The following is a 23,213-nucleotide window of genomic DNA, read 5'->3' on the forward strand; positions in this document are numbered from 1 at the left end:
CCGCCAAATCATCGATTTCGCGGGGTTATCTGCTTCTGGCCCACCGTTCCGCCAACCCTCACGGATGCCGGATATAGTCCACCAGCGCCCGCGTATAAGCATCCGGCTTCCGGTCCACCAGACTCACCAGCACCGCCACCAGAAACCCCGCCGGCACGCCGAACACGCCTGAACTGATCGGCTCGATGCCGAACCAGCGCGGCCCGACGAAGCCAGTCAACTGCGTGAAGAACGGATACGTCGACACGATGTACCAGATGCACACGAGCAGCCCCGCCACCATCCCCGCCACCGCGCCGAGGCGGGTCGTGCGCTTCCAGAACACGCCGAGCACGAGCACGGGAAACAGACTCGACGCCGCCAGCGAAAACGCCGCGCCCACCAGAAACAGGATATTCCCCGCGTTCAGCGAAGCCACGTACGACGCCAGCAGCGCGACCCCGAGCAGCAGAATCTTCGAGATCGTCACCCGCTTCTGACTCGACGCCTCCGGGTCGACCATGTGGTAGTACACATCGTGCGAGAGCGCGTTGGCGATGGTCAGCAGCAGACCATCGGCCGTCGATAGCGCCGCCGCCAGCGCACCCGCCGCGATCAGCCCCGACATCACATACGGCAGCCCCGCGATCTCCGGCGCAGCCAGTACGACCATGTCCGGCTGCATCTGTATCTCGCTCCAGCGCACGATGCCGTCGCCGTTCACGTCGGCGATACCGATCAGGTACGGCTCGACGCGCCGCCATTGCATCACCCATTGCGGCAGATCCGAAAAGCGATGCCCGACCAGATTCGACAGGACCTCGTACTTGATCAGCACCGCCAGCACGGGGACCGTCAGATAGAACAGCGCGACGAAAAACAGTGTCCAGCCGACCGAGCGCCGCGCGGACGCCACCGACGTCGTCGTGTTGTAGCGCGTGAGGATATGCGGCAGGCTCGCCGTCCCGAGCGACAGACACAGCAGCAACGAAAGAAAGTTGCGCTGATGCAGCTTGCGCTCGTCTTCATTCGCGGCAGGAAACGGCTCGTGCATCGGCACGGGCGCCGCCGCTCGCTGCATCATCTCGTCGCGCTGCTGCGCCCAGACGATCTGCGCCATCGCCGGGTCGCGCGGAAAGCGCGCGATGCGCCGTTCGAGATCGGCGATCTCGCGCAGCGGCCCGTTATGCCGACGCAGATCGTCGAGTTGCGCGGTCAGACGGCTCTTCTCGTCGATGAACGATTGCGGCAGGCTGTCGATCTGCGTCTGCATCAACGCGGCGCGCATCCGGTAGTCGTCCCGCACCGCCTGCTCCGACGGCGCGTCGCGCACGCTGCGCTCGAGCGGCTCGATGCGCTCCATCAGCCGTCCATAGCTCAGTTGCGGCACCCAGCCGAGGCCGTCCTTGTGCGCGATCATCGACACAGGAATCAGAAACGCCACGATGAGAATGATGTACTGCGCGACCTGCGTCCACGTCACCGCGCGCATGCCGCCAAGAAACGAGCACACCAGAATGCCCGCGAGTCCGCAGAAGATGCCGATCGCAAAGTCGACGCCGATGAAGCGCGTCGCGATCAGACCGACGCCCTGGATCTGCGCGACCAGATAGACGAACGAACACAGAATCGCCGACAGCGCGGCCAGTCCGCGCACCGCGTTGCTCGAAAAGCGCGTGCCGAGAAAGTCGGGAATCGTATAGCGCGCGAGCTTGCGCACGTAGGGTGCGAGCAGGAACGCGACGAGGCAGTAGCCGCCCGTCCAGCCCATTGTGTAGGCGAGACCGTCGTAGCCCGTCGCATACAGGCTGCCCGCGAGCCCGATGAACGACGCCGCCGACAGCCAGTCCGCCGCCGTCGCCATGCCGTTGAACACGGACGGCACGCGCCGCCCCGCCACGTAGTATTCGACGAGATCGGAGGTGCGCGACAGCAACCCGATCACCGCATACACGGCGATCGGCACGAACAGGAACACGTAGCCGATCCACATGCCCGGCCCGCTCACCGCCTCGATGCGCGAGAGCAGGTAGATGAACGCGAAAAAGCCCAGCGTATAAAGCGAATACGAACGGATCAGCCGGTGCGCGAGTTTCATCGGTCGGCTGCGCGCCCGGCGAAGTCGTCCTGCGCGCTCGCTTCGAGCACGCGTTGAAGCGTCGCGTCGGCGCGCTGCATCAGCACGATATACACGACGATCAACACGAGGTACACGACGATCGCGCCCTGCGCGCCCATGAAGAAAGGCAGGCTGAAGCCCGCGAAGCGCACCTGCACGAGGCTGCGCGCGATCAGCGGCACGACGAATGACACGAAAAAGCCGATCAGCATCAATGCAGCGATCAACGCGACGTTGAAGCGCCAGTAGCGCGCGTGCGCGCGCGCCATCGCCTCCGTCACGGGCGGCGGTTCGGGTACGGGATTGATCGTGTGTCGCGAGGTGTGGTGTGGCGCGGCCATGCGCCTATTTATCAAAAACGTGTGGCATCGGCAATCGGGGTTGTCCGCGCAACGAACTGCTTGCGGCTCAAACGCGCTGCAAAGCGGCGCGACGCTCAATAAAAAACGGCGCATCCACACGGAATGCGCCGTTCCAGCTTCTTCCACCCTTCGAGCAACGCGCAGACTCAGCGCGACTCGCCCAGTTGATCGAGGATGGCCGGATTCTCGAGCGTCGACACGTCCTGCGTGATCTCCTCGCCCTTCGCGAGTGAGCGCAGCAGACGGCGCATGATCTTGCCCGAGCGTGTCTTCGGCAGGTTGTCGCCGAAACGGATGTCCTTCGGCTTCGCGATCGGACCGATTTCCTTGCCGACCCAGTTGCGCAGATCCGCTGCGATCTTCGCGGCCTCTTCGCCTTCGGGACGTGCACGCTTGAGCACGACGAACGCACACACGGCTTCGCCTGTCGTGTCATCGGGACGGCCGACCACCGCGGCTTCCGCGACCAGCGGATTCGCGACCAGCGCCGACTCGATCTCCATCGTGCCGAGACGGTGACCCGATACATTCAACACGTCGTCGATACGGCCCATGATCGTGAAGTAGCCGGTTTCCTTGTCGCGCACCGAGCCGTCGCCTGCGAGATACAGCGTGCCGCCCAGTTCTTCGGGGAAGTAGCTCTTCTTGTAACGCTCGGGGTCGCCCCAGATCGTACGGATCATCGACGGCCACGGACGCTTGACGACGAGAATGCCGCCCTGCCCGTTCGGCACGTCCTGGCCGGTTTCATCGACGATGGCGGCCATGATGCCCGGCAGCGGCAGCGTGCACGAGCCCGGCACGAGCGGCGTCGCGCCCGGCAACGGCGTGATCATGTGACCGCCCGTTTCCGTCTGCCACCACGTATCGACGATCGGGCAGCGCGAGCCGCCGACGTTTTCGTAGTACCACACCCACGCTTCCGGATTGATCGGCTCGCCGACCGTGCCGATGATGCGCAAGGTGGACAAGTCATAGCTCTTCGGATGCACCTTCGCGTCGGCTTCCGCAGCCTTGATCAGCGAACGGATCGCCGTCGGCGCCGTGTAGAACACAGTGACCTTGTGCTTCTGGATCATGTCCCAGAAGCGGCCCGCGTTCGGATACGTGGGCACACCTTCGAACACGACCTGCGTGCCGCCGAGTGCGAGCGGGCCATAGGTGATGTAGCTGTGACCCGTGACCCAGCCGATGTCGGCCGTGCACCAGAAGACATCCGTCGGCTTCCAGTCGAAGGTCCACTTCATCGTCTGCGCGGCCCACAGCAGATAGCCGCCCGTGCTGTGCTGCACGCCCTTCGGCTTGCCCGTCGAACCCGACGTGTAGAGGATGAAGAGCGGATGCTCGGCGCCGACCCATTCGGGCGGGCATTGGTCCGATTCTTTTGCGGCGATCTCGTGCATCCACAGATCGCGCGTGTCGTCCCAGCCGATCTTGCCGCCCGTGCGCCGATAGACGATCACGTTCTTCACGGCGTCGCAGCCGCCCATCGCGAGCGCTTCATCGGCGATGCTCTTCAGCGGCAGCGCCTTGCCGCCGCGCATCTGTTCGTCCGACGTGATCAGCGCAACCGCGCCCACGTCGACCAGACGTTCGTTCAGCGACTTCGACGAGAAACCGCCGAACACGACCGAGTGCGTCGCGCCGATGCGCGCGCACGCCTGCATCGCGACGATGCCTTCGACCGACATCGGCATATAGATGACGACGCGATCGCCCTTCTTGATGCCGCGTGCTTTCAGCGCATTCGCGAAGCGCGACACGCGTTGCAGCAGGTCGTTGTACGTGACGTTGGTGACGGTGCCGTCGTCGGCTTCGAAGATGATCGCGACGCGCTCGCCGTTACCGGCTTCGACATGGCGATCGATGCTGTTGTACGACGCATTCAGTTCGCCATCGTCGTACCACTTGTAGAAAGGCGCATTCGATTCGTCGAGCACCTTCGTGAAAGGCTTTTTCCAGCTGAGCGTCTCGCGCGCCAGCCTGCCCCAGAAGCCTTCGTAATCGCGCTCCGCCTCGGCGACGAGCGCCTTGTATGCGTCCATGCCGGACACTGTCGCCTGCGCCGTCACTTCGGCTGAAGGCTGAAACACGCGGCGTTCCTGAAGAACCGATTCAATCGCAGACATCGACTACCCCTTGGTGAAGATGAAACGTCAATCCTTGCCGGTGCGCTCGCGATGCAAGCCTCAAGAGGCGCAGCGCGTCGCTCCGTGTCGTGTTAGTGGCACCGCGTGTGTTTGCCTGCGGCGTGTCTCCCACCCTCGTGCTCGATGCAACGGCATGAGCACTCATCAGCTTCGATCACTTCCCACGATAAGCGTTGCAACTTACCGCGTACTTACGTGCCAGCCGACTGCTTTATAGGCGAAAACACCAGGTTCCCACGAATCGCGGTGCCATGCGATGCAAGCATGTCGCAAGGCTCGCGCCCGATTGTCCGACTTGTGTGCGTGCAGTCGTCCTGCTTTGCACCGTCGTTAGCGCCCTTTTACAATGCTAACTGAACTAGCCGTATGGATTCCAGTTGAACCGCTACTCCCTGTTTCTCATCGCCGCGATGCTGCTCGTCGGCAGCAACGTCGGTATCGGCAAGTCGAGTCGCGTTCGTCCCCGTTCCGCTCTTCGCGCTGTTGCGCTTCGTGATCGCCATGGCCGTGCTGTGGCCGCTCCTGCGTATCGGCAAGCTGCGCCGCGTGAAAAAGGGCGAATGGATGAATCTCTTCCTGCAGGCTCTCTTCGGCACATTCGGGTTTACGCTGCTGATGCTCAACGGCGTGCATCGCACGAGCGCCGTCGCGGCAGGCGTGATCACGAGCACGATACCCGCCGTCGTCGCGCTGTTCTCGTGGCTCTTCCTCAAGGAACGACCCGATGGACGCGCGCTCGCGTCTATCGCCCTCGCGATCGTCGGTGTGGTCGTGATCAATCTTGCGCATGCAGATCAAGGCATCGGTGCTTCCGGCGAAAGCTCGTTCGCCGGCAACCTGATGGTGCTCGGCGCCGTCTGCTGCGAATCGCTCTACATCATTCTGTCGCGCCGCCTCACGCAGACACTCGCGCCCATCGACATCTGCGCGTACACGCATCTGTTCGGCCTGCTGCTGATGCTGCCGCTCGGCGTGTCGTCGCTGGTCGCCTTCGACTATGCGAGCGTGCCCGTCAGCATCTGGACACTCGTGCTGTGGTACGGACTGTCGGCGAGCATCTTCTCGTTCTGGCTGTGGATGAAGGGCATCCGCCATGTGCCCGGCAGTCTCGCGGGCGTGTTCAGCGCAGTGCTGCCCGTCGCGGCCGCCATCTACGGGATCGTGTTCCTCGACGAGCGCCCGACGCTCGCGCATGGCGTCGCGCTCGCGTGCGTGGTCGCGGGCATCGCACTCGCCAGTCTCAAGGCGCGTCGCGTGCCGCCCGTGGCTTCGTAGCTTGCCGGCTGCGCCTGTCTGTGCCGCCCTGCGCGGCTCGGCACGGCTGTCACGGATCACGCTGTACAATAATGCGCCCAGCGCGCTCCGCCGGCCGGTTTCGTCCGCGCCGCCCGATCGTCGATCGTCGGCCGTTCGCTTTCCGCGCAATCCGCCGTCGTCGATGCGAGCGCGTCCGTGTCCGCTTTTTTCGTTCGATTTTTCCTTACCACCCAGCATCACCACGAAGCGCCAACACTACGCCGAACACCCATGACCGCTCCGCGCCCCTCTTCGCCTGGCAAGCGACGCCGCATGCGTCTCCTGCCCTCCGTGATCTTCATGAGCCGCTGGCTGCAGGTCCCACTGTATCTGGGCCTGATCGTCGCCCAAGCCGTGTACGTCGTGCTGTTCCTCAAGGAAGTGTGGCACCTCGTATCGCACTCGATGACGCTCGACGAAACCAACATCATGCTCGTCGTGCTCGGCCTGATCGACGTGGTGATGATCTCGAACCTGCTGATCATGGTGATCGTCGGCGGCTATGAAACGTTTGTCTCGCGCCTGGGCGTGGAAGGCCATCCCGACGAGCCCGAATGGCTCGATCACGTGAATGCGGGCGTGCTGAAGGTGAAGCTGTCGATGGCGCTCATCAGCATTTCGTCGATCCATCTGCTCAAGACCTTCATCAACCCGGACCAGCACACGCAGCACGCCGTGATGTGGCAGGTGATCATCCACGTCGCGTTCCTCGTTTCCGCGCTGGTGATGGCGTTCGTCGACCGGCTGACCACGCACACGCACCCGGAACATTTTCACGAGCCCGCAGTACGAGGCGCAACCGCGCCCGGTGCCAATACAACGATTTCCAACTCCCCTGAAGGCGCATGAGCGGCTGCGTCGTCGAGCAGTCGCATCACAACGCCACAATGCCCCACTGAGCTAGCCATGACCGTCATCAAACAGGAAGACCTGATCCAGAGTATTGCGGACTCGCTGCAATACATCAGCTACTACCATCCGCTCGATTACATCGAAGCGCTCGGCCGCGCGTACGAGCTCGAAGAGAGCCCGGCCGCGAAGGACGCCATCGCGCAGATCCTGACGAACAGCCGCATGTGCGCGGAAGGCAAGCGCCCGATCTGCCAGGACACGGGCATCGTCACGGTGTTCGTGAAGGTCGGCATGGACGTGCGCTGGGACGGCGCGACGATGTCGGTCACGGACATGATCAACGAAGGCGTGCGCCGCGGCTACCTGAACCCGGACAACGTGCTGCGCGCGTCGATCGTGAGCCCGCCCGAAGGCGGCCGCAAGAACACGAAGGACAACACGCCGGCCGTGATCCACTACGAGATCGTGCCGGGCGACAAGGTCGACGTGCAGGTCGCGGCCAAGGGCGGCGGCTCGGAGAACAAGTCGAAGTTCGCGATGCTGAACCCGTCGGATTCGATCGTCGACTGGATCCTGAAGACGGTGCCGACGATGGGCGCGGGCTGGTGCCCGCCCGGCATGCTCGGCATCGGCATCGGCGGCACGGCTGAGAAGGCGATGGTCATGGCGAAGGAATCGCTGATGGACCCGATCGACATTCAGGACGTCATCGCGCGCGGCCCGCAGGACTGGATCGAAGAACTGCGCGTGGAACTGCACGAGAAGGTCAACGCGCTCGGCATCGGCGCGCAGGGCCTGGGCGGTCTCGCGACCGTGCTCGACGTGAAGATCATGGCGGCACCGACGCACGCGGCATCGAAGCCGATCGCGATCATCCCGAACTGCGCGGCCACGCGCCACGCGCACTTCACGCTCGACGGCTCGGGCGTCGCGAAACTCACGCCGCCGCCGCTCGACGCATGGCCGAAGGTCACGTGGCAACCGAATACGGAAACCAGCAAGCGCATCGACCTGAACACGCTGACGCCGGAAGAAGTCGCATCGTGGACGCCGGGCCAGACGCTGCTGCTGTCGGGCAAGATGTTGACGGGCCGCGACGCCGCGCACAAGCGCATCGCCGACATGCTCGCCAAGGGTGAAAAGCTGCCCGTCGACTTCACGAACCGCGTGATCTACTACGTCGGCCCGGTCGACCCGGTCCGCGACGAAGCGGTCGGCCCGGCAGGCCCGACGACGGCCACGCGCATGGACAAGTTCACGGAAACGATGCTCGCGCAAACGGGCCTGATCTCGATGATCGGCAAGGCCGAGCGCGGCCCCGTCGCGATCGAGGCGATCAAGAAGCACAAGGCGGCGTATCTGATGGCCGTGGGCGGCGCAGCGTACCTCGTGTCGAAGGCGATCCGCAGCGCCAAGGTGCTCGCGTTCGAAGACCTCGGCATGGAAGCCATCTACGAATTCGACGTGCAGGACATGCCCGTGACGGTCGCCGTCGATTCGACCGGCACCTCGGTTCATCAGACGGGACCGAAGGAATGGCAGGCGAAGATCGGTAAGATTCCCGTCGCGACGGCTTGACGATTTTCTTTGTTTTAGCGAAGCCGGGACGTTATAGTCCCGGCTTTTTTATTATTCACGCGAAATACAAATTTGATTGCGCGAATGATTCTCAACAACCATATTCGTCCTTGGCAATTCGTTTTCAGACGTTTATTGTTGTTGGAAAACCCGGCTCTTGAAGAGGAAAGATCATGCAAGGCGATAAAAAAGTCATCGAATATCTGAACGCCCAGTTGAAGAACGAACTGACCGCGATCAACCAGTATTTTCTGCACGCGCGGATGTACAAGCACTGGGGTCTGGAGAAGCTCGGCGAGCATGAGTACGACGAATCGATCGGCGAAATGAAGCACGCCGACATGCTGATCGAGCGCGTGTTCATGCTCGATGGCCTGCCGAATCTGCAAGATCTTCACAAGCTGCTGATAGGCGAAGAAACCAAAGAGATTCTCGAATGCGATCTGAAACTCGAACAGATTTCGCAAAACACGTGTAAAGAGGCGATTGCGTATTGCGAGTCGGTGCGCGATTTCATCTCGCGCGAAATCTTCACGACGATTCTCGACGACACCGAAGAACATATCGACTGGCTCGAAACGCAGATCGACCTGATCGACAAGGTCGGCATCCAGAACTACCAGCAATCGGCGATGGGTTCACCGGAAGAATAAGACAAAGCGCCAGCAGGAAGCGTCCCGAGTCCTGCTACACTTCTGCGGTCCGATCCGCGCAACGTTCCTTGCGGCGCTGCGCGGATTTTCTTATATGGCTTCCGTTGAAACCATGATCGCTTCGTCCCCCGCCCCTACTTCGTCCAATTCGTTGCCGCCGCTCGCCTCGCTCGATCCGCGCGCGCCCGTCGGCATTTTCGACTCGGGTCTGGGCGGATTGTCGGTGCTGCGCGCGGTTCGCGCGCACCTGCCGAACGAAGCCGTCGTCTACGTCGCGGATTCGCTCTATGCGCCCTACGGCGAACGCGACGACGATTTCATCGCCGACCGCACGCTCGCGATCGGCGAATGGCTCGTCGCACAAGGCGCAAAGGCGCTCGTGGTGGCGTGCAATACGGCGACCGCGCAGTCGATCGCGCTGGTGCGCGAAAAACTGCCCATTCAACTGATCGGCGTCGAACCGGGCGTGAAGCCCGCGGCACAGCAGTCGAAATCGCGCGTGGCGGGCGTCCTCGCGACCCGCGTCACGCTGCGCAGCGCGCGCTTTCAGGGCCTGCTCGAACGTTATGCGAGCGACTGCCGCTTTCTGTGCCAGCCCGGACACGGCCTCGTGGAAGCCGTCGAGCGCTGCGACATCGAATCGGCCGAACTGCGCGCGCTGCTCGCCAGCTACGTCCAGCCGATGCTCGACGCGGGCGCCGATACGCTTGTGCTTGGCTGCACGCACTACCCGTTTCTCGACGCGGCGATCCGCGACATCGCCGGCGACCGGCTGACACTGATCGACACGAGCGTCGCGATCGCCCGGCAACTGGAACGCGTACTTGAGCAGCAGGGGCTGCGCTCGCCGGAACGCGATGCCGTGCCGCAGCCGCGTTTCTGCTCCACCAGCGACGGCGCGCATCTGAAACAGCTCGCCGCGACGCTGCTCGATATCGACGCGCCTGTCGAGCGCGTACACATCCCGTCGCGCCGCACGATCGAGCGAGATTCCCACGCCGCCTGAGGTCAGCCCTCCCGCAAGGCCATTCGCGACAACGCTTTGATGCGGCGTTTTGATGCACATAATCCGCATGAATCACGCGCGGACGAGGCGTAAACGCCGCTAAAACCAAGCCGTGACGCGACGGCACTCGTCCTCACATCGGTTGAAACCCTTCTAACAGGCTGGTTTTGTTACAAAAATTTGCCTGTGACGCTTGCCAAACCGACTAAACAAAATGATAATAATTCGCATTAACGTTAGCTATCGCGAGCTGTCATGATCGTCTGCGTGTGCAAGTCAGTTTCCGACCGAAAGATCCGTGCATCGATTGCCGAAGGCATCGACACGTTCGACGAACTCCAGTTCGAACTGGGCGTCGCAATGTGCTGCGGCAAGTGCGAGGAGTCCGTTCGGGACGTGATGGCACAAAGCGGCGTCTGTGCAAGCCGTTGCGGCGTCGAGCATCACACGCAAGCCGTGCCGCTGACGTTCTACGAACGCAAGGCAGCCTGAAGCCGGATTCCCGGACTTCTCCGCGTTTCAACGTAGCGCTCCAGAAAGCGCGTGTGTATCGCGCGCCCCAGTTTTTTGTTTCCGCCGTCAGCAAGCCAGTCGACACCAGCCAGCGACGCCATTCTTCGAGGAGTTCGAGATGGAATTGCTGATCGGTTTTCTGACCACCGTTTGTATTTCGTTGCTGATATTCCGAACATGACGCTGTTTCGCATGACGTGCTGCATCGACGGCGCGCCGCCACGCTGACCATGCAGGCCACGCCCTCTCTTCCATCCGGTTTCGCGCCGGAAGCTTCCGCCCGAATCAATCCGCGTATCGCCACGGTGACGGGAATCGTCGTCGGGCTGCATGTCGTCGCGCTGGCCATCGCGTTCACGGTGCGGGAGATGCCGCCGCTGCCCGTCGAGACGCAGCGCACGATCACCGCTGAGCTGCTGCCGCCGCCTGCGCCGGCCGCCGCACCCGTCGCGATCGAATCGGCCCCGCCGCCGCCGAAGCCTGTTCCCGTGCAGAAGGTCAAACCGAAGGTGCAGCCGCACCCGACGCCCAAGCCCGCGCCGGCGCCGCTGCCCGTCGCTCAGGCGCCGTCGCAGCACGAGATCAGCACGCCCGAAACCGCGCCGACGCCGCCCGCGCCACCGGCACCGGCGGCGCCCGCAGCGCCCGCCGCGCCGGCTGCGAAGCCGGTGATGTCGATCACCGCGCCGAAGGACGCATCGCATCTGAGCTGCAGCATCGTCGAGCCGGCCTATCCGGCGATGTCGCGCCGGCGCGGCGAAACGGGACGCGCGGTCGTCCAGTTCATCCTGTCGGCATCCGGCCGCATCGAAAACGTCGAACTGAAAAAGAGCAGCGGCTACGATCGCCTCGACCAGGCGGCACTCGACGCGATTCGCTCCAGTTCGTGCAAGCCGTATGTGGTGGACGGCGAGGCAACACGTGTGCCGGCCGTCCAGCCGTTCGACTTCAGCCTGAACAACTGATCCGCTGAAAAAGATTTCAAAGAAGAAAAGGAATTGCCATGCAGAACTACGGTATTGCCCACGTCTGGGCTCAAGGGGATTTCGTCACACGCGGTATCGCGCTGGCGCTGCTGATCATGTCGGTGCTGTCGTGGAGCGTGATCGTCGTCAAGAGCTGGAACGTGATGCGCCTGAACCGTCTGACCAGGAACGCCGAAAAGGCCTTCTGGCATTCGGACGACTTCGCCGACGGCGTGAAGAAGCTCGGCAGCGACACGTCGTCGCCCACTGAAAACCCGTTCCTCGCGCTCGCGCTGTCCGGCCAGGAAGCCGCCGATCACCACCATCAGACGCAGCCGCATCTGCACGACCGCATGGACGTGTCGGACTGGGTCACGCGCTGCCTGAAGGACACGATGGACGAAAGCGTCGCGCGCATGCAGGCTGGCCTCGCGATTCTCGCGTCGATCGGCAGCACGGCGCCGTTCGTCGGTCTGTTCGGCACGGTGTGGGGCATCTATCACGCTCTGCTGACCATCGGCGCGACGGGCCAGTCGTCGATCGATCAGGTTGCCGGTCCCGTCGGCGAAGCGCTGATCATGACGGCCTTCGGCCTGTTCGTCGCGATTCCCGCCGTGCTTGGCTACAACGCGCTGACGCGCGCCAACAAGGGCGTCGTCAGCAAGCTGAACCGCTTTGCCCACGGTCTCCATGCGTTCTTCGTCACGGGCGCCCGCCTGTCGTCGTCGAAACGCGGAGACGGTCTTCGGCTCGCGACCCGCGCCAACTAAATAGCGAGGCATAGCGATGGCAATGAGCCCTTTCGCCGGCGACGAAGACGACGGCCTCATGAACGAAATCAACATGACGCCGCTCGTCGACGTCATGTTGGTTCTCCTGATCGTGTTCATGGTGACGATCCCCGTGATCCGCCATGCGGTGAAGATCGACCTGCCGCATGCGAGCAGCCAGAAGGAAGACACGAAACCCGCGCAGGTGACGGTATCGATCGACGCCGACGGCAACGTGATGTGGGACGAGCAGAAGATTTCCGACGAAGCGTTGCAGGCGAAAATCGCCGCGGCGGCCCAGCAGAATCCGCAGCCGGAACTGCATCTGAGCGCGGATCGCAAGGTCGCGTACGAGAAGGTCGCCGAGGTGATGTCGGCTGCGCAGGCGGGCGGTCTGACCAAGATCGGATTCGTCACGGCGCCGAAGGCACACTGAGCGCGCCGCCGCCTTCATTCGAAGAAAAGCCCTGTTTTTCAGGGCTCAAAGTAAAAGGCCTTCATCATCGGATGAAGGCCTTTTTTCATGCGCACTCGGCGCCTTCGGGCGGCGGGATCATTTTCCGTCGCTTCTGCTCTGGATCTGATCACCGCATGCGAATGCCGTGGTCGACACGGACAACGCGCTCAGCCCTATCAGGCTCACTATCAAAGCGGCCGTGATTTTTCGCATAGGACGCTCCTTAGCGAAGGGATTTCAATATAAGCCCGTGAGCTTTTGCATTCAAGCCTGCGGCCATTGAAAGTATCCATCGCCGGCAGCGCTTAAATGTCAAAAACGATATCACCAGCCCTTTCTGCCCGCGCCGCTCATACGCGATGCATCACGCCACCGCCGCTTTCAGCCGCAACTTTGCTTCGCGCTCCGGACATTCCTGCTGGATATGCTTGCCCGTGTCGGGATCGAGCATCTCGACGAGATAGTCGACGAAGGTCCGCACCGCGGGCACCATGCCCTGCCGCGACAGGAACACTGCATAGAGCTGCGGCGACGGCAGCGTCCAGCCCGGCATGACGGGCGACAGGCGCCCGCTGCGCAGCGCGGCGCCGTACATCATCTCCGGCAGCGCGGCGATGCCGACGCCCGCAAGCGCGGCTTCCGTGACCATCATCAGGTCGGCCGTCACGAGGCGCGGTTCGTGCTCGTGCGCGTGACGCGTGCCGTCGGGTGCGATCAGGTTGTACACGTGGCGGCCGTCGCCCGTGGGGGTATCGAGCGTTTCGAAGCGCTTCAGATCGTCCGGCTCCAGCGGCGGCGCATTCTGGCTCAGGAGGCTCGGCGCGCCGACCAGCATCTGCTGCGTGCGCCACAGCGGCCGCACGACGATGTTCGCGTTTTCGGGCGGTTCGGAGCGCACGCGCAACGCGACGTCGATCGAATCTTCGAACAGATCGACGACACGATTCGTCACGCGCATCACCACGCGCACTTCCGGATAACGATGCATGAATTCCGGCAGGATCTGCGACATGATGGTCTGCGAAATCGTCACGGGCACGCTCACGCGCACCGTGCCGCGCGGCGACGCGCGCAGCTGCTGGACCACGTTGACGGCCGCCTGCGCTTCGGACAGCATCGCCTGACAGTGCTGGTAGAACAGTTGCCCCGCTTCCGTCAGTGCGAGCTTGCGCGTCGAGCGCTGTAGCAGGCGCACACCCAGCGACGCCTCCAGCTCCGTCAGCCGGCGCGACAGGCGCGACTTCGAAATCCCGAGCACGCGTTCGGCGGCGGAAAACCCGCCGTGTTCGACGACCTGCGAAAAATACATCAGGTCGTTCAGGTTATGCGAATCGATCTTCATGTCATCGTTTCACTAGCAGAACAATCCATTGCGATAGACGGCCTGTTACGGCCAAAAACGGTCCATATAATAGCCCTATGTTTCAGAAATAACGCTATTCCCCATTTTTCGAGGTGATTTTGATGAGCGCGACCCGCACGATCGAACGCACGTATCCTTCCGTACGCACGATTGAGGGCGGCGGTTTCGTCGTCCACCGCCCGTTTCCGACCCGCATGCTGATGGACTTCGACCCATTTCTGCTGCTCGACGAAATGGGCCCGATCGACTACGCGCCCGGCGAGGCGAAAGGCGCGCCCGATCATCCCCATCGCGGTTTCGAAACGGTCACGTATGTGCTCGAAGGCCAGTTCGGCCACAAGGACTCGGCAGGCCACTCCGGCACGCTGCGCGCAGGCGACGTGCAGTGGATGACGGCGGGCGCGGGCGTCGTGCACAGCGAAATGCCCGATCCGTCGTTCGTCGCGACGGGCGGCCGCGTGCACGGTCTGCAGCTGTGGGTGAACCTGCCGAAGCGCGACAAGATGATCGCGCCGCGTTACCAGGAGATGCCGTCGGCGGGCATTCCCGTTGCGGCATCCGACGACGGCAAGGTGCGCGTCAAGGTGATCGCGGGCGAAGCGCTCGGCGTGAAGGCCGCGATCGAAACGCGCACGCCGATCCTGTACCAGCATTTCACGCTGCAGCCGGGCGCGCGGATCGTGCATCCTGTGCCGCGCGACTATCGCGTGTTCGCTTATGGATTGGCGGGCAAAGGCTTTTATAGCGATGAGCGGCTCGAAATCGGGGCGCAGCAGATGATCGTGTTCGACAACGACGGCGACACGGTGACGATCGCCGCCGGCGACGAGCCGCTCGACGTGCTGCTGTTCGGCGGCGTGCCGCTGAACGAGCCCGTCGTGCGCTATGGCCCGTTCGTGATGAATACGGAAGACGAGATCCGTCAGGCGGTGATCGACTATCAGGCCGGTCGCATGGGGCAGATCGCGCACTAGCGCTGCGGCGCGTTTCGCGGGCCTTCGCTCGACGGCCACTCAGCCGCGAATCGCGGCAAATTCGTTCACAATAGCAATTCGAGCCGCGCGCCGCGTCCTGCGCCGCGCGGCATTATCCGTTCCAATTCAACGTCCCGCACAGGAGCGCGCATGGCAGACACGAAGGTCACCGCACACATCGGCTCGACGGATTATCAGGTGCTGTTCGACGACGGCGCACATACATGGCTCGCCGACGAACCCGAATCACTCGGTGGCGGCGACCGTGGCCCGACGCCGAATTCGCTGCTGCTGTCGAGCCTCGGCGCATGCACGTCGATTACGCTGAAGATGTACGCGCAGCGCAAAGGGTGGCCGCTCGACGAAGTGCGCGTGACGCTGTCGATGCAGAAAGAAGGCGACGGCACGGCAATCGACCGTCAGATCGTGCTCACGGGCAATCTGTCGGACGAACAGCAGGAACGACTCCTGCAAATTGCCAATGCATGTCCCGTGCACAAGATCCTGAGCAATCCGATCTCGATCCGCACGGGCCTGGCTGTTGCTTGAGTCTGCATGAACCCTGAGCTTTAAGAGGAAGCTGCCGTCTTGAACTTCGAACATCTCATTCAGATCAACGATCCGCTCAACCCGCTCGTCGAAACGATGACGCGCGAACAGTTGTGGGAAGGCCTCGTGCTTCGCGCGGAGCAGCCGCAGTTGTTCGTGATGGGTCTGGACAGCTGCTCGATCCTGTCGCGTACGGAAAGCACGCTGGATCGCGAGTTGCACTACGGTCACGCGACGGTGCGCGATCACGTCACGCTCACGCCGAAGGAAAGCGTGCGCTACGACATTCGCGCGACGGCCGACTACGTCGGCGGCTCGCTGACGATGACCATCGAGCAACCCGACGAACTGCAGCTGTTTCTGCGCTTCGAGTACAAAACGAGCCTGCCCTCCGCTGACGACAACGGCGACCCCGACGCACATCAGACGGAAGAGATCGTGAAATCGGCGTATCGCGAGTCGGATATCGATACGGTTCGCCTGATCCGCCAGTACGTCAGCGCGCGCAATACGCCTGACCAGTTGCATTAAGTTCTGCGCGCCGCCCGAGCCCTCCGGCGGCGCAATTCCCCTTGCCTATCGAAACGCCGATCCGATTGATTTCCAAACCTTGTAAATAGGAATGGTTATCATTTAGAATCAATCTAACGAATCGACGAACACCCAGCGACGAACACTAACGGCAAGCATGACAAACATGACGCGCTCTTCCACGCTCAGCCTGCGCCGCCCTGCAGCAGCGGCACTCACGACCAGCCGTCCGGCCCGATCCGTGACGACGGCGCCTGCGGAACGCCAGCCAGGCAGCAGCGGCAACGCTGTGCAAACGGCCGAATCGTCCGAACGCGTGCTGCGCAGCGATGCGCTGCTTCAGGGCCGCAGCCATGTCAGCATCATGCACAACGGCGAGACGTATCAATTGCGCGCAACCCGCTTGGGCAAACTGATTCTGACGAAGTAACGATTGCAGTAGTACCGGGTATTGTGGGGACCACCTCCCAGAGAGGTGTTGGGCACTAGCCAGCCACGACGGCTTGCACGCGAGATCTAGACCCCTTCGTGCAAACACCAAGCCAGCCGTCGAAGCAAGCCACGCCGCTTTTTTTGGTTCTCACCACGACGTGCGCACAACGAGTCGCGCGACGTTCGACGAACGATGGAAACGAAGCCGTGCAGATGCGATCATCTGCGCGGCTTTTGTCTTTTGCGGCGCACGTCCGTGCGTCGCAGGCTCAGCGCAATTCGAGCGCGGCGATGCCCGCGCGTGCGACCGCCGAATCCTGCTCCGACTTCACACCCGACACGCCGATCGCGCCGACCGTCTCACCTTCCACGACGATGGGCACACCGCCCTCCACCATCGCAGCGAGCGGCGCGCTCAGAAACGCGATACGACCTTGCTTGATGATGTCTTCGTAGACTTTGGTCTCTCGGCGCCCGAGCGCCGCCGTGCGCCCTTTCGCGGTCGCCATGTCGACCGTGCTGGGCGCAGCGCCGTCCATTCGATGCAGATGCAGGAGATGACCGCCATCGTCGAGGATGGCGATAGTGACGGTCCAGTGATTCGCCGCCGCATGCGCTTCGGCTGCGGCGGCGATCTTCCGGACGTCTTCGTCGGTCAATACGGGTTTGGTTCTCACAGGCGCCTCGCGTAGTAGATACGCGGCGCGCCGCCGATCAGTGTGCCGGCCAGTACCAGAACATCAGCCACCACGCGCTATCGACGACGGCCAGTGCTGCCATGAACCATACCATCGACAGCGCGCGCTGGAAAACCCGCGCCGTGTAGCGCCGTGTGACGAGCCACGCGAGCCATGCGCTCCACGTGTTCGCAATCACGAGAATCGCGATACGCACGTCGGATGCCCAGTCGAGCGGCACATGCTCGGCCTTGAGCAACGACAGCGTCGTCGCCGACAGGCCGAGGAACACGCCCGTGCCCGCGATCGGAATCAGCGCCTGCGCGAGATGATGCAGACGCGTCATCGAGAAGCGGCCCAGCACGCGCGACGCACCCGCCAGCAGCGCGAACAGCGCCGTGCCGTAGACGGCGCCCGTCGCGAGGATGTAGGCAATGATCATCGTGCCGTCGAGCCACGAGAACACGTCGTTCTGTTCCGGATAGTGCGTGAACAGGAACCACGGCGCGTTCGTGTCGAGCGGCCACATGATGTCGTGGTCGACGAGCCAGGTCGCGAGCGACTGCTTGATGTCGATGAACCACGGCGAGCCCGTCCAATGGAATGCGCCGATCGCGATGCCGAGCAGGCCGTAGAGGATCAGCGCCGTGTCCCACGCGCTCGCCTGTTTGTCGCCGAGATTCACGACTTCCGACGACGGCGCGCGCCACGTCAGCGCAATTGCGTCGCGATGCCCGCTGCAACGGCCGCACATATGGCACGACGACGCGCCCTTCATGTTACGCAACGGCACCAGCGGCGCGCAGTTGATCGGGATCACGCGATGCCCGTGCTCGCCTTCCTTGTACGAGCGGCGCCACGCGTCTTCGTCGACCTTGTAGTGGAACGGCGCGAGGCGCGCCAAAAGCGAAAAAACCCCGTTGACGGGGCACAGGTATTTACACCAGACGCGCTTCTCTCGACCGTATAGCAATCCGATGATCATCGCGGCGAATGTCGATCCGCCGAGCACCAGTAAGACTGCTTTCGGATATTGGTAGACGCTGACCATCTGGCCGTAGATCGTCGTCAGACCGAATGCGACGAAAGGCCAGCCACCCCAGCGCATCCAGTGCGGGATCGCCCAGCCTCGTCCATATTTGCTCGCGAATTCCGCGAGCGCGCCTTCGGGACACAACACGCCGCACCATACGCGGCCGAGCATCACCATCGACAGCAGCACGAACGGCCACCAGATGCCCCAGAACACGAACTGCGCGGCCAGCGTCAGGTTGTTCCACAGATGCGCGGTGTCGCCCGGCAGTTCGGTGAACGCGGGCACGAGAATCAGAAACGCGTAGACGGCAACGACGACCCACTGGATGCCGCGAATGGCAGCGCCATGGCGCTGCATCCAGTGGCCGACTTCTGCAAGCCGGCTGCGACGGTTCGCAACTGCACTGCTCATGCCGCGCGCCCTGCAGTCTGCTGCGCCGGAGCGCGCTTCGAACGGCGGATCAGGAACCACACGACCGCCCAGTACAGCGCGTACGTGATCAGGTTCATCAGCGCCGGATGCGCGCGATAACCCGTGAGCGTCGCCACGAGCGAACCGATCGTGCTCGAGTCGTCGATGATCATCGACGTGTTCCACACGCGGTCGACGATGGTCGGCAGGATTTCCTTGTCGATCAGCTTGTCGACGCCCGTCTGGAACAGACCCGCGCCGAGGAACAGCAGCATGATCTCGGTGATGCGGAAAAAGAGCCGCCACGAGAAAATCTTGCCGCCCAGCTGCAGCACGTAGAACGTGACGAATGCCAGACCGAGACCCACGAGCACCGCGACGACCTGGCTCGCGTCCACATGACCGGACTGCCCGAAGCCGAGCCCGTACAGGAAGATGACCGTCTCGCTGCCTTCACGCGCAATCGCCAGCGCGACCAGCACGGCAATGCTCCACCAGCTCGCGCTCTGCGTGCTCTTCCGCAGCGACTGTTCCATGTCGCGCTTGAGCGTGCGCCCGTGCGACTTCATCCAGATCACCATCTGTACGATCAGAACGCATGCGATAAGCACCATCGCGGTCTGAAAGTAATCTTGCGCATCGCCCGAGAGCACCTCAGTGAAACCGACCAGCGCCGCACCAAGGCCGATCGCGGCCAGGATGCCGGCGGCGACACCCGCCCACAGATACGGCAACCCGTGCCGGGCCTGTTCGTCGCCATTCTTCAGCCACGCGTACAAAATGCCGACGACGAGCAGCGCCTCGACGCTTTCCCGCCACACGATGAACACTACCTGACCCATCGAAACCTCCCGCTACTTCAGTGGACGCCACGCGTCCCAATTACGACTCGTGTTGCCGCGACGTCACTTGGCGACGATCACGCCCTGCGCCTGCTGATGAAAATCGTCAAAGAACTTGTACGTGCCGGGATCGAGCGGCGCGATCACGACGACCGATTCGGCGCCCGGCGCCAGAACCTTTTCCTTACGCAGCTCGACACTCTCGAATTCCGCCGCGCCTTTGCCCGTGTTCTTCACTTCGATGCGGATACGCTTGCCCGCGGGCACTTCGATGCGCGCCGGCGTCAGCTTGCCGTCCGTCATTTCCAGCTTGAACGTCACGGCTTCCTCGGCAGCTTGCGCGAGGCCGATAAACGATGCCGCCATCGCGAAAGCGGCAATCTTCCTGTTCACTCTCATGCACCCTTCCTGAAAATGCGGCGCGCTTGCACGCGCCGCCGACTGCCGCTGTCACGACAATCAGGGATCGCGATGCGATCGATGACGATCAGTAACCGCCCTTCTTGCCGATGCCCGCGAACGTGAAATCATATTCGAGCGTGATCGGCTTGAACCACGGGCCTACGCCCGTTTCCTTGTCGACGTGACGGCCGAACGCCATGTGGCCGCTTTGCATCGGCGGTTCGACGATTAGCTTCAGGTGATACTTGCCCGGGCCCGCCATCTTGACGTTGTCGCCGTAGTGCGGACCGTCATCGGCCACCATCGGCATCAGATCGCCCTTCTGGTTGTAGCTCGAACCCGGCTTCGTCAGTTCATAGCGCACTTGCAGATAAGGCATCCAGTCGCCTTCTGCGAAGCCCGTCGGATTCTTCTTGACTGCGTGGATATCCGCTTCCAAATGGACATCCGAATCCGACGCTTTGCGCATCATGCCTTCCGGATCCATGGTGATCGGCTGCAGATACACGGCGCCGATTTCCATCCCGCCCTGGATCTGCTGCTTGCCGATGGGATATTCAGCGGCCGATGCCGACATCACGGCCACGGCAGCGAGGGCAGCTACCCCGACGCTCAAGATTGACGAAACGCGCATTGAAACTCCTTTGATTTTTTTAGACTGAAGCAACGAAAAGCAGACTTCGGAAAGGCGCGTTGAAGAGGTCTCGCATACGCTTGGTCTTCCCGTCTTTCGCAATTGTCCATTATCGCGGTCGCAAGTGCGAAAGCAGTAACGAACGGTAATGCGAACTATTCTCAATACCTGAATCAGTGTATCACTGTTCAGGGGGAAGAACAAATGTGGAAACCTCGAAAGCCTTGCTGCAACAGGGTCTTACGGGGAGCTTAAGCGAAGTTTTCGGAATGGCATCGCAGCGCTATTCCCAGATACGGACGACGCGCGGCGACCATGCGCCGCGCCTGGCGCCTTTTTCACGCAGGCAGCCTAGTTCGTGTCCGTCAGATGATCGCCGACATTCGCGCCGAATACCCGCTCGCGCAGCAGCGCAAGCTGATCGCGCATCTGAGCCGCCTTTTCGAATTCGAGATTTTTCGCGTGCTCCATCATCTGCTTCTCGAGACGCTTCATTTCCTTGGCGATCTGCTTCTCGGACATGTCTTCGAACTTCGCACGAACCTGCTGCTCCTTCAACTCGGCGCGCGCTTCGTCGACGTTGTAAACGCCGTCGATGATGTCCTTGATCCGCTTCACCACGCCGCGCGGCACGATGCCCATCTGCTCGTTGAACGCCATCTGCTTCGCGCGCCGCCGCTCGGTCTCGTCGATCGCGCGCTTCATCGAATCCGTGATCTTGTCGGCGTAGAGAATGGCCTTGCCGTTCACGTTACGCGCGGCGCGACCGATCGTCTGGATCAGCGAGCGCTCGGCGCGCAGGAAGCCTTCCTTGTCGGCATCGAGAATCGCGACCAGCGACACCTCGGGGATATCCAGACCTTCGCGCAGCAGGTTGATCCCGACCAGCACGTCGAACGTGCCCAGCCGCAGGTCGCGGATGATTTCGACGCGCTCGACGGTGTCGATGTCGCTATGTAGATAGCGCACCTTCACGCCATGGTCGGCGAGAAACTCGGTCAGCTGCTCGGCCATCCGCTTGGTCAGCACCGTGACGAGCACGCGGTCGCCGGCGGCCACGCGCTCGTTGATCTCGGCCAGCACGTCGTCGACCTGCGTGCGCGCCGGCCGCACGTCGATTTCAGGATCGACGAGGCCAGTCGGACGCACGACCTGTTCTGCCACCTGCCCCGCCGTTTTCTTTTCGTAGTCGGCGGGCGTCGCCGACACGAACACGACCTGGCGCATCTTGCGCTCGAATTCGTTGAACTTGAGCGGCCGGTTGTCGAGCGCGGACGGCAGGCGGAAGCCGTAGTCAACGAGATTTTCCTTGCGCGCGCGGTCGCCGTTGTACATGCCGTTCAACTGGCCGATCAGCACATGTGATTCGTCGAGGAACATCACGGCATCCGTGGGCAGATAGTCGACGAGCGTCGGCGGCGGTTCGCCGGGCGCGGCGCCCGAGAAGTGCCGTGAATAGTTCTCGATGCCCTTGCAGAAGCCCAACTCCTGCAGCATTTCCAGATCGAAACGCGTACGCTGTTCGAGCCGCTGCGCTTCGACGAGCTTGCCGTCGTTGTAGAAGAACTCCAGACGGTCTCGGAGTTCGGACTTGATCGTCTCAACGGCGCGCATCACGGTCTCACGCGGCGTCACGTAGTGCGACGACGGATAGACCGTGAAACGCGGAATCTTCTGACGCACGCGCCCTGTCAGCGGATCGAACAGTTGCAGCGTATCGATCTCGTCGTCGAACAGCTCGACGCGCACGGCCATTTCCGCATGCTCGGCCGGGAAAATATCGATCGTATCGCCGCGCACGCGGAACGAGCCGCGCTGAAAATCGGCTTCGTTGCGGTTGTACTGCATCGCAATCAGACGCGCGATGACATCGCGCTGTCCCATCTTGTCGCCGGTGCGCAGCGTCAGAATCATCTGGTGATATTCCGACGGATTCCCAATACCGTAGATCGCCGACACCGTCGCGACGATCACCACATCGCGCCGCTCCATCAGGCTCTTGGTCGCCGACAGACGCATCTGCTCGATATGCTCGTTGATCGACGAGTCCTTTTCGATGAACAGGTCACGCTGCGGGACATACGCTTCCGGCTGGTAATAGTCGTAGTACGAGACGAAGTACTCGACGGCATTGCGCGGAAAAAACTCGCGAAATTCCGCGTACAGCTGCGCGGCAAGCGTCTTGTTCGGCGCGAAGACGATGGCCGGGCGGCCCAGCCGGGCGATGGTGTTCGCCATCGTGTAGGTCTTGCCGGAGCCCGTCACGCCGAGCAGCGTCTGGAACGACAGACCGTCCTCGACACCCTCGACGAGCGTTTCGATCGCCGTCGGCTGGTCGCCCGCGGGCAGATACGGTTGGTAGAGCCGGAACGGAGAGCCCTCGAACGTCACGAATTTGGATTCGTCGAGAGTGTCTTGGACTTCACTCAGATGATGTTCGGACATGGAAGCGGCACCTCGGCCGGGAGCAAACGACTATTCTAGCGTTTTGCGAACGGGCGGGCTGAGGGCTCGCCCGGCGTCGCGGCTGCGTGCAGAGCCTGTCCGTTGCCACGGCGAAATCGGTGCGACGGCAGCCCCGAAAACATCGCCAGATCGCTGTTTTCATTGCAAATTAATCGGCATGCCGGTCACGCGAATACCAAAAACCCCGGTGAGATTC

Annotated in this window: 22 protein-coding genes and 1 pseudogene; 13 read left to right on the plus strand and 10 right to left on the minus strand. The window is 62.5% G+C overall.

Annotated features, from left to right (window positions below; genetic code table 11):
• Positions 1–58: 58 nt before the first annotated feature.
• From G3N95_RS17230 to acs, 3 genes are all read right to left on the minus strand, one after another.
• On the minus strand, positions 59–2,077 hold the full coding sequence (locus G3N95_RS17230) for a sodium:solute symporter family protein (RefSeq protein ID WP_205971292.1): 2,019 nt from the start codon (positions 2,075–2,077) through the stop codon (positions 59–61).
• Complete coding sequence (locus tag G3N95_RS17235; RefSeq protein ID WP_205971293.1) at positions 2,074–2,439, minus strand: sodium/substrate symporter small subunit; 366 nt, start codon at positions 2,437–2,439, stop codon at positions 2,074–2,076. The genes G3N95_RS17230 and G3N95_RS17235 overlap by 4 nt, the downstream gene beginning before the upstream one ends.
• A gap of 167 nt (positions 2,440–2,606) precedes the next feature.
• Positions 2,607–4,589, minus strand: coding sequence for an acetate--CoA ligase (gene acs / locus G3N95_RS17240; protein ID WP_205971294.1), 1,983 nt, complete (start codon positions 4,587–4,589; stop codon positions 2,607–2,609).
• Positions 4,590–4,987: 398 nt separating this feature from the next.
• Here acs and G3N95_RS17245 point away from each other — a divergent pair.
• The 9 genes and pseudogenes from G3N95_RS17245 to G3N95_RS17285 all read left to right on the plus strand — a co-directional run bounded on the left by G3N95_RS17245 (position 4,988) and on the right by G3N95_RS17285 (position 12,679).
• Positions 4,988–5,885 (plus strand): annotated as a pseudogene (locus G3N95_RS17245) (DMT family transporter).
• A gap of 252 nt (positions 5,886–6,137) precedes the next feature.
• Positions 6,138–6,755 carry a TIGR00645 family protein gene (locus tag G3N95_RS17250; protein ID WP_205971295.1) on the plus strand — a complete coding sequence of 206 codons (618 nt, stop codon included), beginning with the start codon at positions 6,138–6,140 and terminating at the stop codon, positions 6,753–6,755.
• 57 nt (positions 6,756–6,812) lie between these two features.
• On the plus strand, positions 6,813–8,336 hold the full coding sequence (locus G3N95_RS17255) for a fumarate hydratase (RefSeq protein ID WP_205971296.1): 1,524 nt from the start codon (positions 6,813–6,815) through the stop codon (positions 8,334–8,336).
• 173 nt (positions 8,337–8,509) lie between these two features.
• Positions 8,510–8,989 carry a bacterioferritin gene (gene bfr, locus G3N95_RS17260; RefSeq protein ID WP_205971297.1) on the plus strand — a complete coding sequence of 160 codons (480 nt, stop codon included), beginning with the start codon at positions 8,510–8,512 and terminating at the stop codon, positions 8,987–8,989.
• Between the two features lie 112 nt (positions 8,990–9,101).
• A complete protein-coding gene (gene murI / locus G3N95_RS17265; RefSeq protein WP_205971329.1) occupies positions 9,102–9,995 on the plus strand; it encodes a glutamate racemase in 894 nt (297 codons plus the stop codon).
• Between the two features lie 255 nt (positions 9,996–10,250).
• Positions 10,251–10,487: a (2Fe-2S)-binding protein gene (locus G3N95_RS17270; protein WP_205971298.1), complete on the plus strand. Its 237-nt coding sequence runs from the start codon at positions 10,251–10,253 to the stop codon at positions 10,485–10,487.
• Positions 10,488–10,738: 251 nt separating this feature from the next.
• The gene (locus tag G3N95_RS17275; RefSeq protein WP_205971299.1) at positions 10,739–11,473 is read left to right on the plus strand and encodes an energy transducer TonB; all 735 of its coding nucleotides are present in this window, start codon (positions 10,739–10,741) and stop codon (positions 11,471–11,473) included.
• Between the two features lie 38 nt (positions 11,474–11,511).
• Positions 11,512–12,243: a MotA/TolQ/ExbB proton channel family protein gene (locus G3N95_RS17280; RefSeq protein ID WP_205971300.1), complete on the plus strand. Its 732-nt coding sequence runs from the start codon at positions 11,512–11,514 to the stop codon at positions 12,241–12,243.
• 16 nt (positions 12,244–12,259) lie between these two features.
• Positions 12,260–12,679 (plus strand): biopolymer transporter ExbD, encoded by a 420-nt coding sequence (locus G3N95_RS17285; RefSeq protein WP_205971301.1) that lies wholly within the window; start codon positions 12,260–12,262, stop codon positions 12,677–12,679.
• A 385-nt stretch (positions 12,680–13,064) separates the two neighbouring features.
• On the opposite strand, the gene G3N95_RS17290 is transcribed toward G3N95_RS17285, so the two are convergent.
• Positions 13,065–14,042, minus strand: coding sequence for a LysR family transcriptional regulator (locus G3N95_RS17290; RefSeq protein WP_205971302.1), 978 nt, complete (start codon positions 14,040–14,042; stop codon positions 13,065–13,067).
• Positions 14,043–14,164: 122 nt separating this feature from the next.
• On the opposite strand from G3N95_RS17290, the gene G3N95_RS17295 reads away from it, so the two are divergent.
• From G3N95_RS17295 to G3N95_RS17310, 4 genes are all read left to right on the plus strand, one after another.
• Positions 14,165–15,037, plus strand: coding sequence for a pirin family protein (locus G3N95_RS17295; protein WP_205971303.1), 873 nt, complete (start codon positions 14,165–14,167; stop codon positions 15,035–15,037).
• A gap of 150 nt (positions 15,038–15,187) precedes the next feature.
• Complete coding sequence (locus G3N95_RS17300) at positions 15,188–15,586, plus strand: OsmC family protein (RefSeq protein WP_205971304.1); 399 nt, start codon at positions 15,188–15,190, stop codon at positions 15,584–15,586.
• A gap of 39 nt (positions 15,587–15,625) precedes the next feature.
• Positions 15,626–16,117, plus strand: coding sequence for an SRPBCC family protein (locus G3N95_RS17305; RefSeq protein WP_205971305.1), 492 nt, complete (start codon positions 15,626–15,628; stop codon positions 16,115–16,117).
• Between the two features lie 157 nt (positions 16,118–16,274).
• Positions 16,275–16,547: a hemin uptake protein HemP gene (locus G3N95_RS17310; RefSeq protein WP_205971306.1), complete on the plus strand. Its 273-nt coding sequence runs from the start codon at positions 16,275–16,277 to the stop codon at positions 16,545–16,547.
• Positions 16,548–16,818: 271 nt separating this feature from the next.
• On the opposite strand, the gene G3N95_RS17315 is transcribed toward G3N95_RS17310, so the two are convergent.
• From G3N95_RS17315 to uvrB, 6 genes are all read right to left on the minus strand, one after another.
• Positions 16,819–17,226 carry a heme-binding protein gene (locus G3N95_RS17315; protein WP_205971307.1) on the minus strand — a complete coding sequence of 136 codons (408 nt, stop codon included), beginning with the start codon at positions 17,224–17,226 and terminating at the stop codon, positions 16,819–16,821.
• A gap of 37 nt (positions 17,227–17,263) precedes the next feature.
• Positions 17,264–18,673 carry a 4Fe-4S binding protein gene (locus G3N95_RS17320; protein WP_205971308.1) on the minus strand — a complete coding sequence of 470 codons (1,410 nt, stop codon included), beginning with the start codon at positions 18,671–18,673 and terminating at the stop codon, positions 17,264–17,266.
• Entirely contained in the window at positions 18,670–19,515 is an 846-nt protein-coding gene (locus G3N95_RS17325; protein WP_205971309.1) for an FTR1 family protein, read from the minus strand. The genes G3N95_RS17320 and G3N95_RS17325 overlap by 4 nt, the downstream gene beginning before the upstream one ends.
• A 63-nt stretch (positions 19,516–19,578) precedes the next feature.
• Positions 19,579–19,914, minus strand: coding sequence for a cupredoxin domain-containing protein (locus G3N95_RS17330; RefSeq protein ID WP_205971310.1), 336 nt, complete (start codon positions 19,912–19,914; stop codon positions 19,579–19,581).
• An 88-nt stretch (positions 19,915–20,002) separates the two neighbouring features.
• Entirely contained in the window at positions 20,003–20,551 is a 549-nt protein-coding gene (locus G3N95_RS17335) for an iron transporter (protein WP_205971311.1), read from the minus strand.
• 351 nt (positions 20,552–20,902) lie between these two features.
• Positions 20,903–22,996 (minus strand): excinuclease ABC subunit UvrB, encoded by a 2,094-nt coding sequence (uvrB, locus tag G3N95_RS17340; protein WP_205971312.1) that lies wholly within the window; start codon positions 22,994–22,996, stop codon positions 20,903–20,905.
• Positions 22,997–23,213: the final 217 nt, after the last annotated feature.

It is taken from the genome of Paraburkholderia sp. Tr-20389 (assembly GCF_017104565.1).
Taxonomy (GTDB): domain Bacteria; phylum Pseudomonadota; class Gammaproteobacteria; order Burkholderiales; family Burkholderiaceae; genus Paraburkholderia.

Coding starts and splice junctions, on each gene's coding strand:
- G3N95_RS17290 (WP_205971302.1), bottom strand. CDS start 14,042: ATGAAGATCGATTCGCATAACCTGAACGACCTGATGTATTTTTCGCAG.
- G3N95_RS17325 (WP_205971309.1), bottom strand. CDS start 19,515: ATGGGTCAGGTAGTGTTCATCGTGTGGCGGGAAAGCGTCGAGGCGCTG.
- G3N95_RS17280 (WP_205971300.1), top strand. CDS start 11,512: ATGCAGAACTACGGTATTGCCCACGTCTGGGCTCAAGGGGATTTCGTC.
- G3N95_RS17335 (WP_205971311.1), bottom strand. CDS start 20,551: ATGCGCGTTTCGTCAATCTTGAGCGTCGGGGTAGCTGCCCTCGCTGCC.
- G3N95_RS17310 (WP_205971306.1), top strand. CDS start 16,275: ATGACAAACATGACGCGCTCTTCCACGCTCAGCCTGCGCCGCCCTGCA.
- G3N95_RS17320 (WP_205971308.1), bottom strand. CDS start 18,673: ATGAGCAGTGCAGTTGCGAACCGTCGCAGCCGGCTTGCAGAAGTCGGC.
- G3N95_RS17330 (WP_205971310.1), bottom strand. CDS start 19,914: ATGAGAGTGAACAGGAAGATTGCCGCTTTCGCGATGGCGGCATCGTTT.
- G3N95_RS17235 (WP_205971293.1), bottom strand. CDS start 2,439: ATGGCCGCGCCACACCACACCTCGCGACACACGATCAATCCCGTACCC.
- G3N95_RS17285 (WP_205971301.1), top strand. CDS start 12,260: ATGGCAATGAGCCCTTTCGCCGGCGACGAAGACGACGGCCTCATGAAC.
- G3N95_RS17275 (WP_205971299.1), top strand. CDS start 10,739: ATGCAGGCCACGCCCTCTCTTCCATCCGGTTTCGCGCCGGAAGCTTCC.
- G3N95_RS17300 (WP_205971304.1), top strand. CDS start 15,188: ATGGCAGACACGAAGGTCACCGCACACATCGGCTCGACGGATTATCAG.
- acs (WP_205971294.1), bottom strand. CDS start 4,589: ATGTCTGCGATTGAATCGGTTCTTCAGGAACGCCGCGTGTTTCAGCCT.
- G3N95_RS17250 (WP_205971295.1), top strand. CDS start 6,138: ATGACCGCTCCGCGCCCCTCTTCGCCTGGCAAGCGACGCCGCATGCGT.
- murI (WP_205971329.1), top strand. CDS start 9,102: ATGATCGCTTCGTCCCCCGCCCCTACTTCGTCCAATTCGTTGCCGCCG.
- G3N95_RS17270 (WP_205971298.1), top strand. CDS start 10,251: ATGATCGTCTGCGTGTGCAAGTCAGTTTCCGACCGAAAGATCCGTGCA.
- bfr (WP_205971297.1), top strand. CDS start 8,510: ATGCAAGGCGATAAAAAAGTCATCGAATATCTGAACGCCCAGTTGAAG.
- uvrB (WP_205971312.1), bottom strand. CDS start 22,996: ATGTCCGAACATCATCTGAGTGAAGTCCAAGACACTCTCGACGAATCC.
- G3N95_RS17230 (WP_205971292.1), bottom strand. CDS start 2,077: ATGAAACTCGCGCACCGGCTGATCCGTTCGTATTCGCTTTATACGCTG.
- G3N95_RS17295 (WP_205971303.1), top strand. CDS start 14,165: ATGAGCGCGACCCGCACGATCGAACGCACGTATCCTTCCGTACGCACG.
- G3N95_RS17255 (WP_205971296.1), top strand. CDS start 6,813: ATGACCGTCATCAAACAGGAAGACCTGATCCAGAGTATTGCGGACTCG.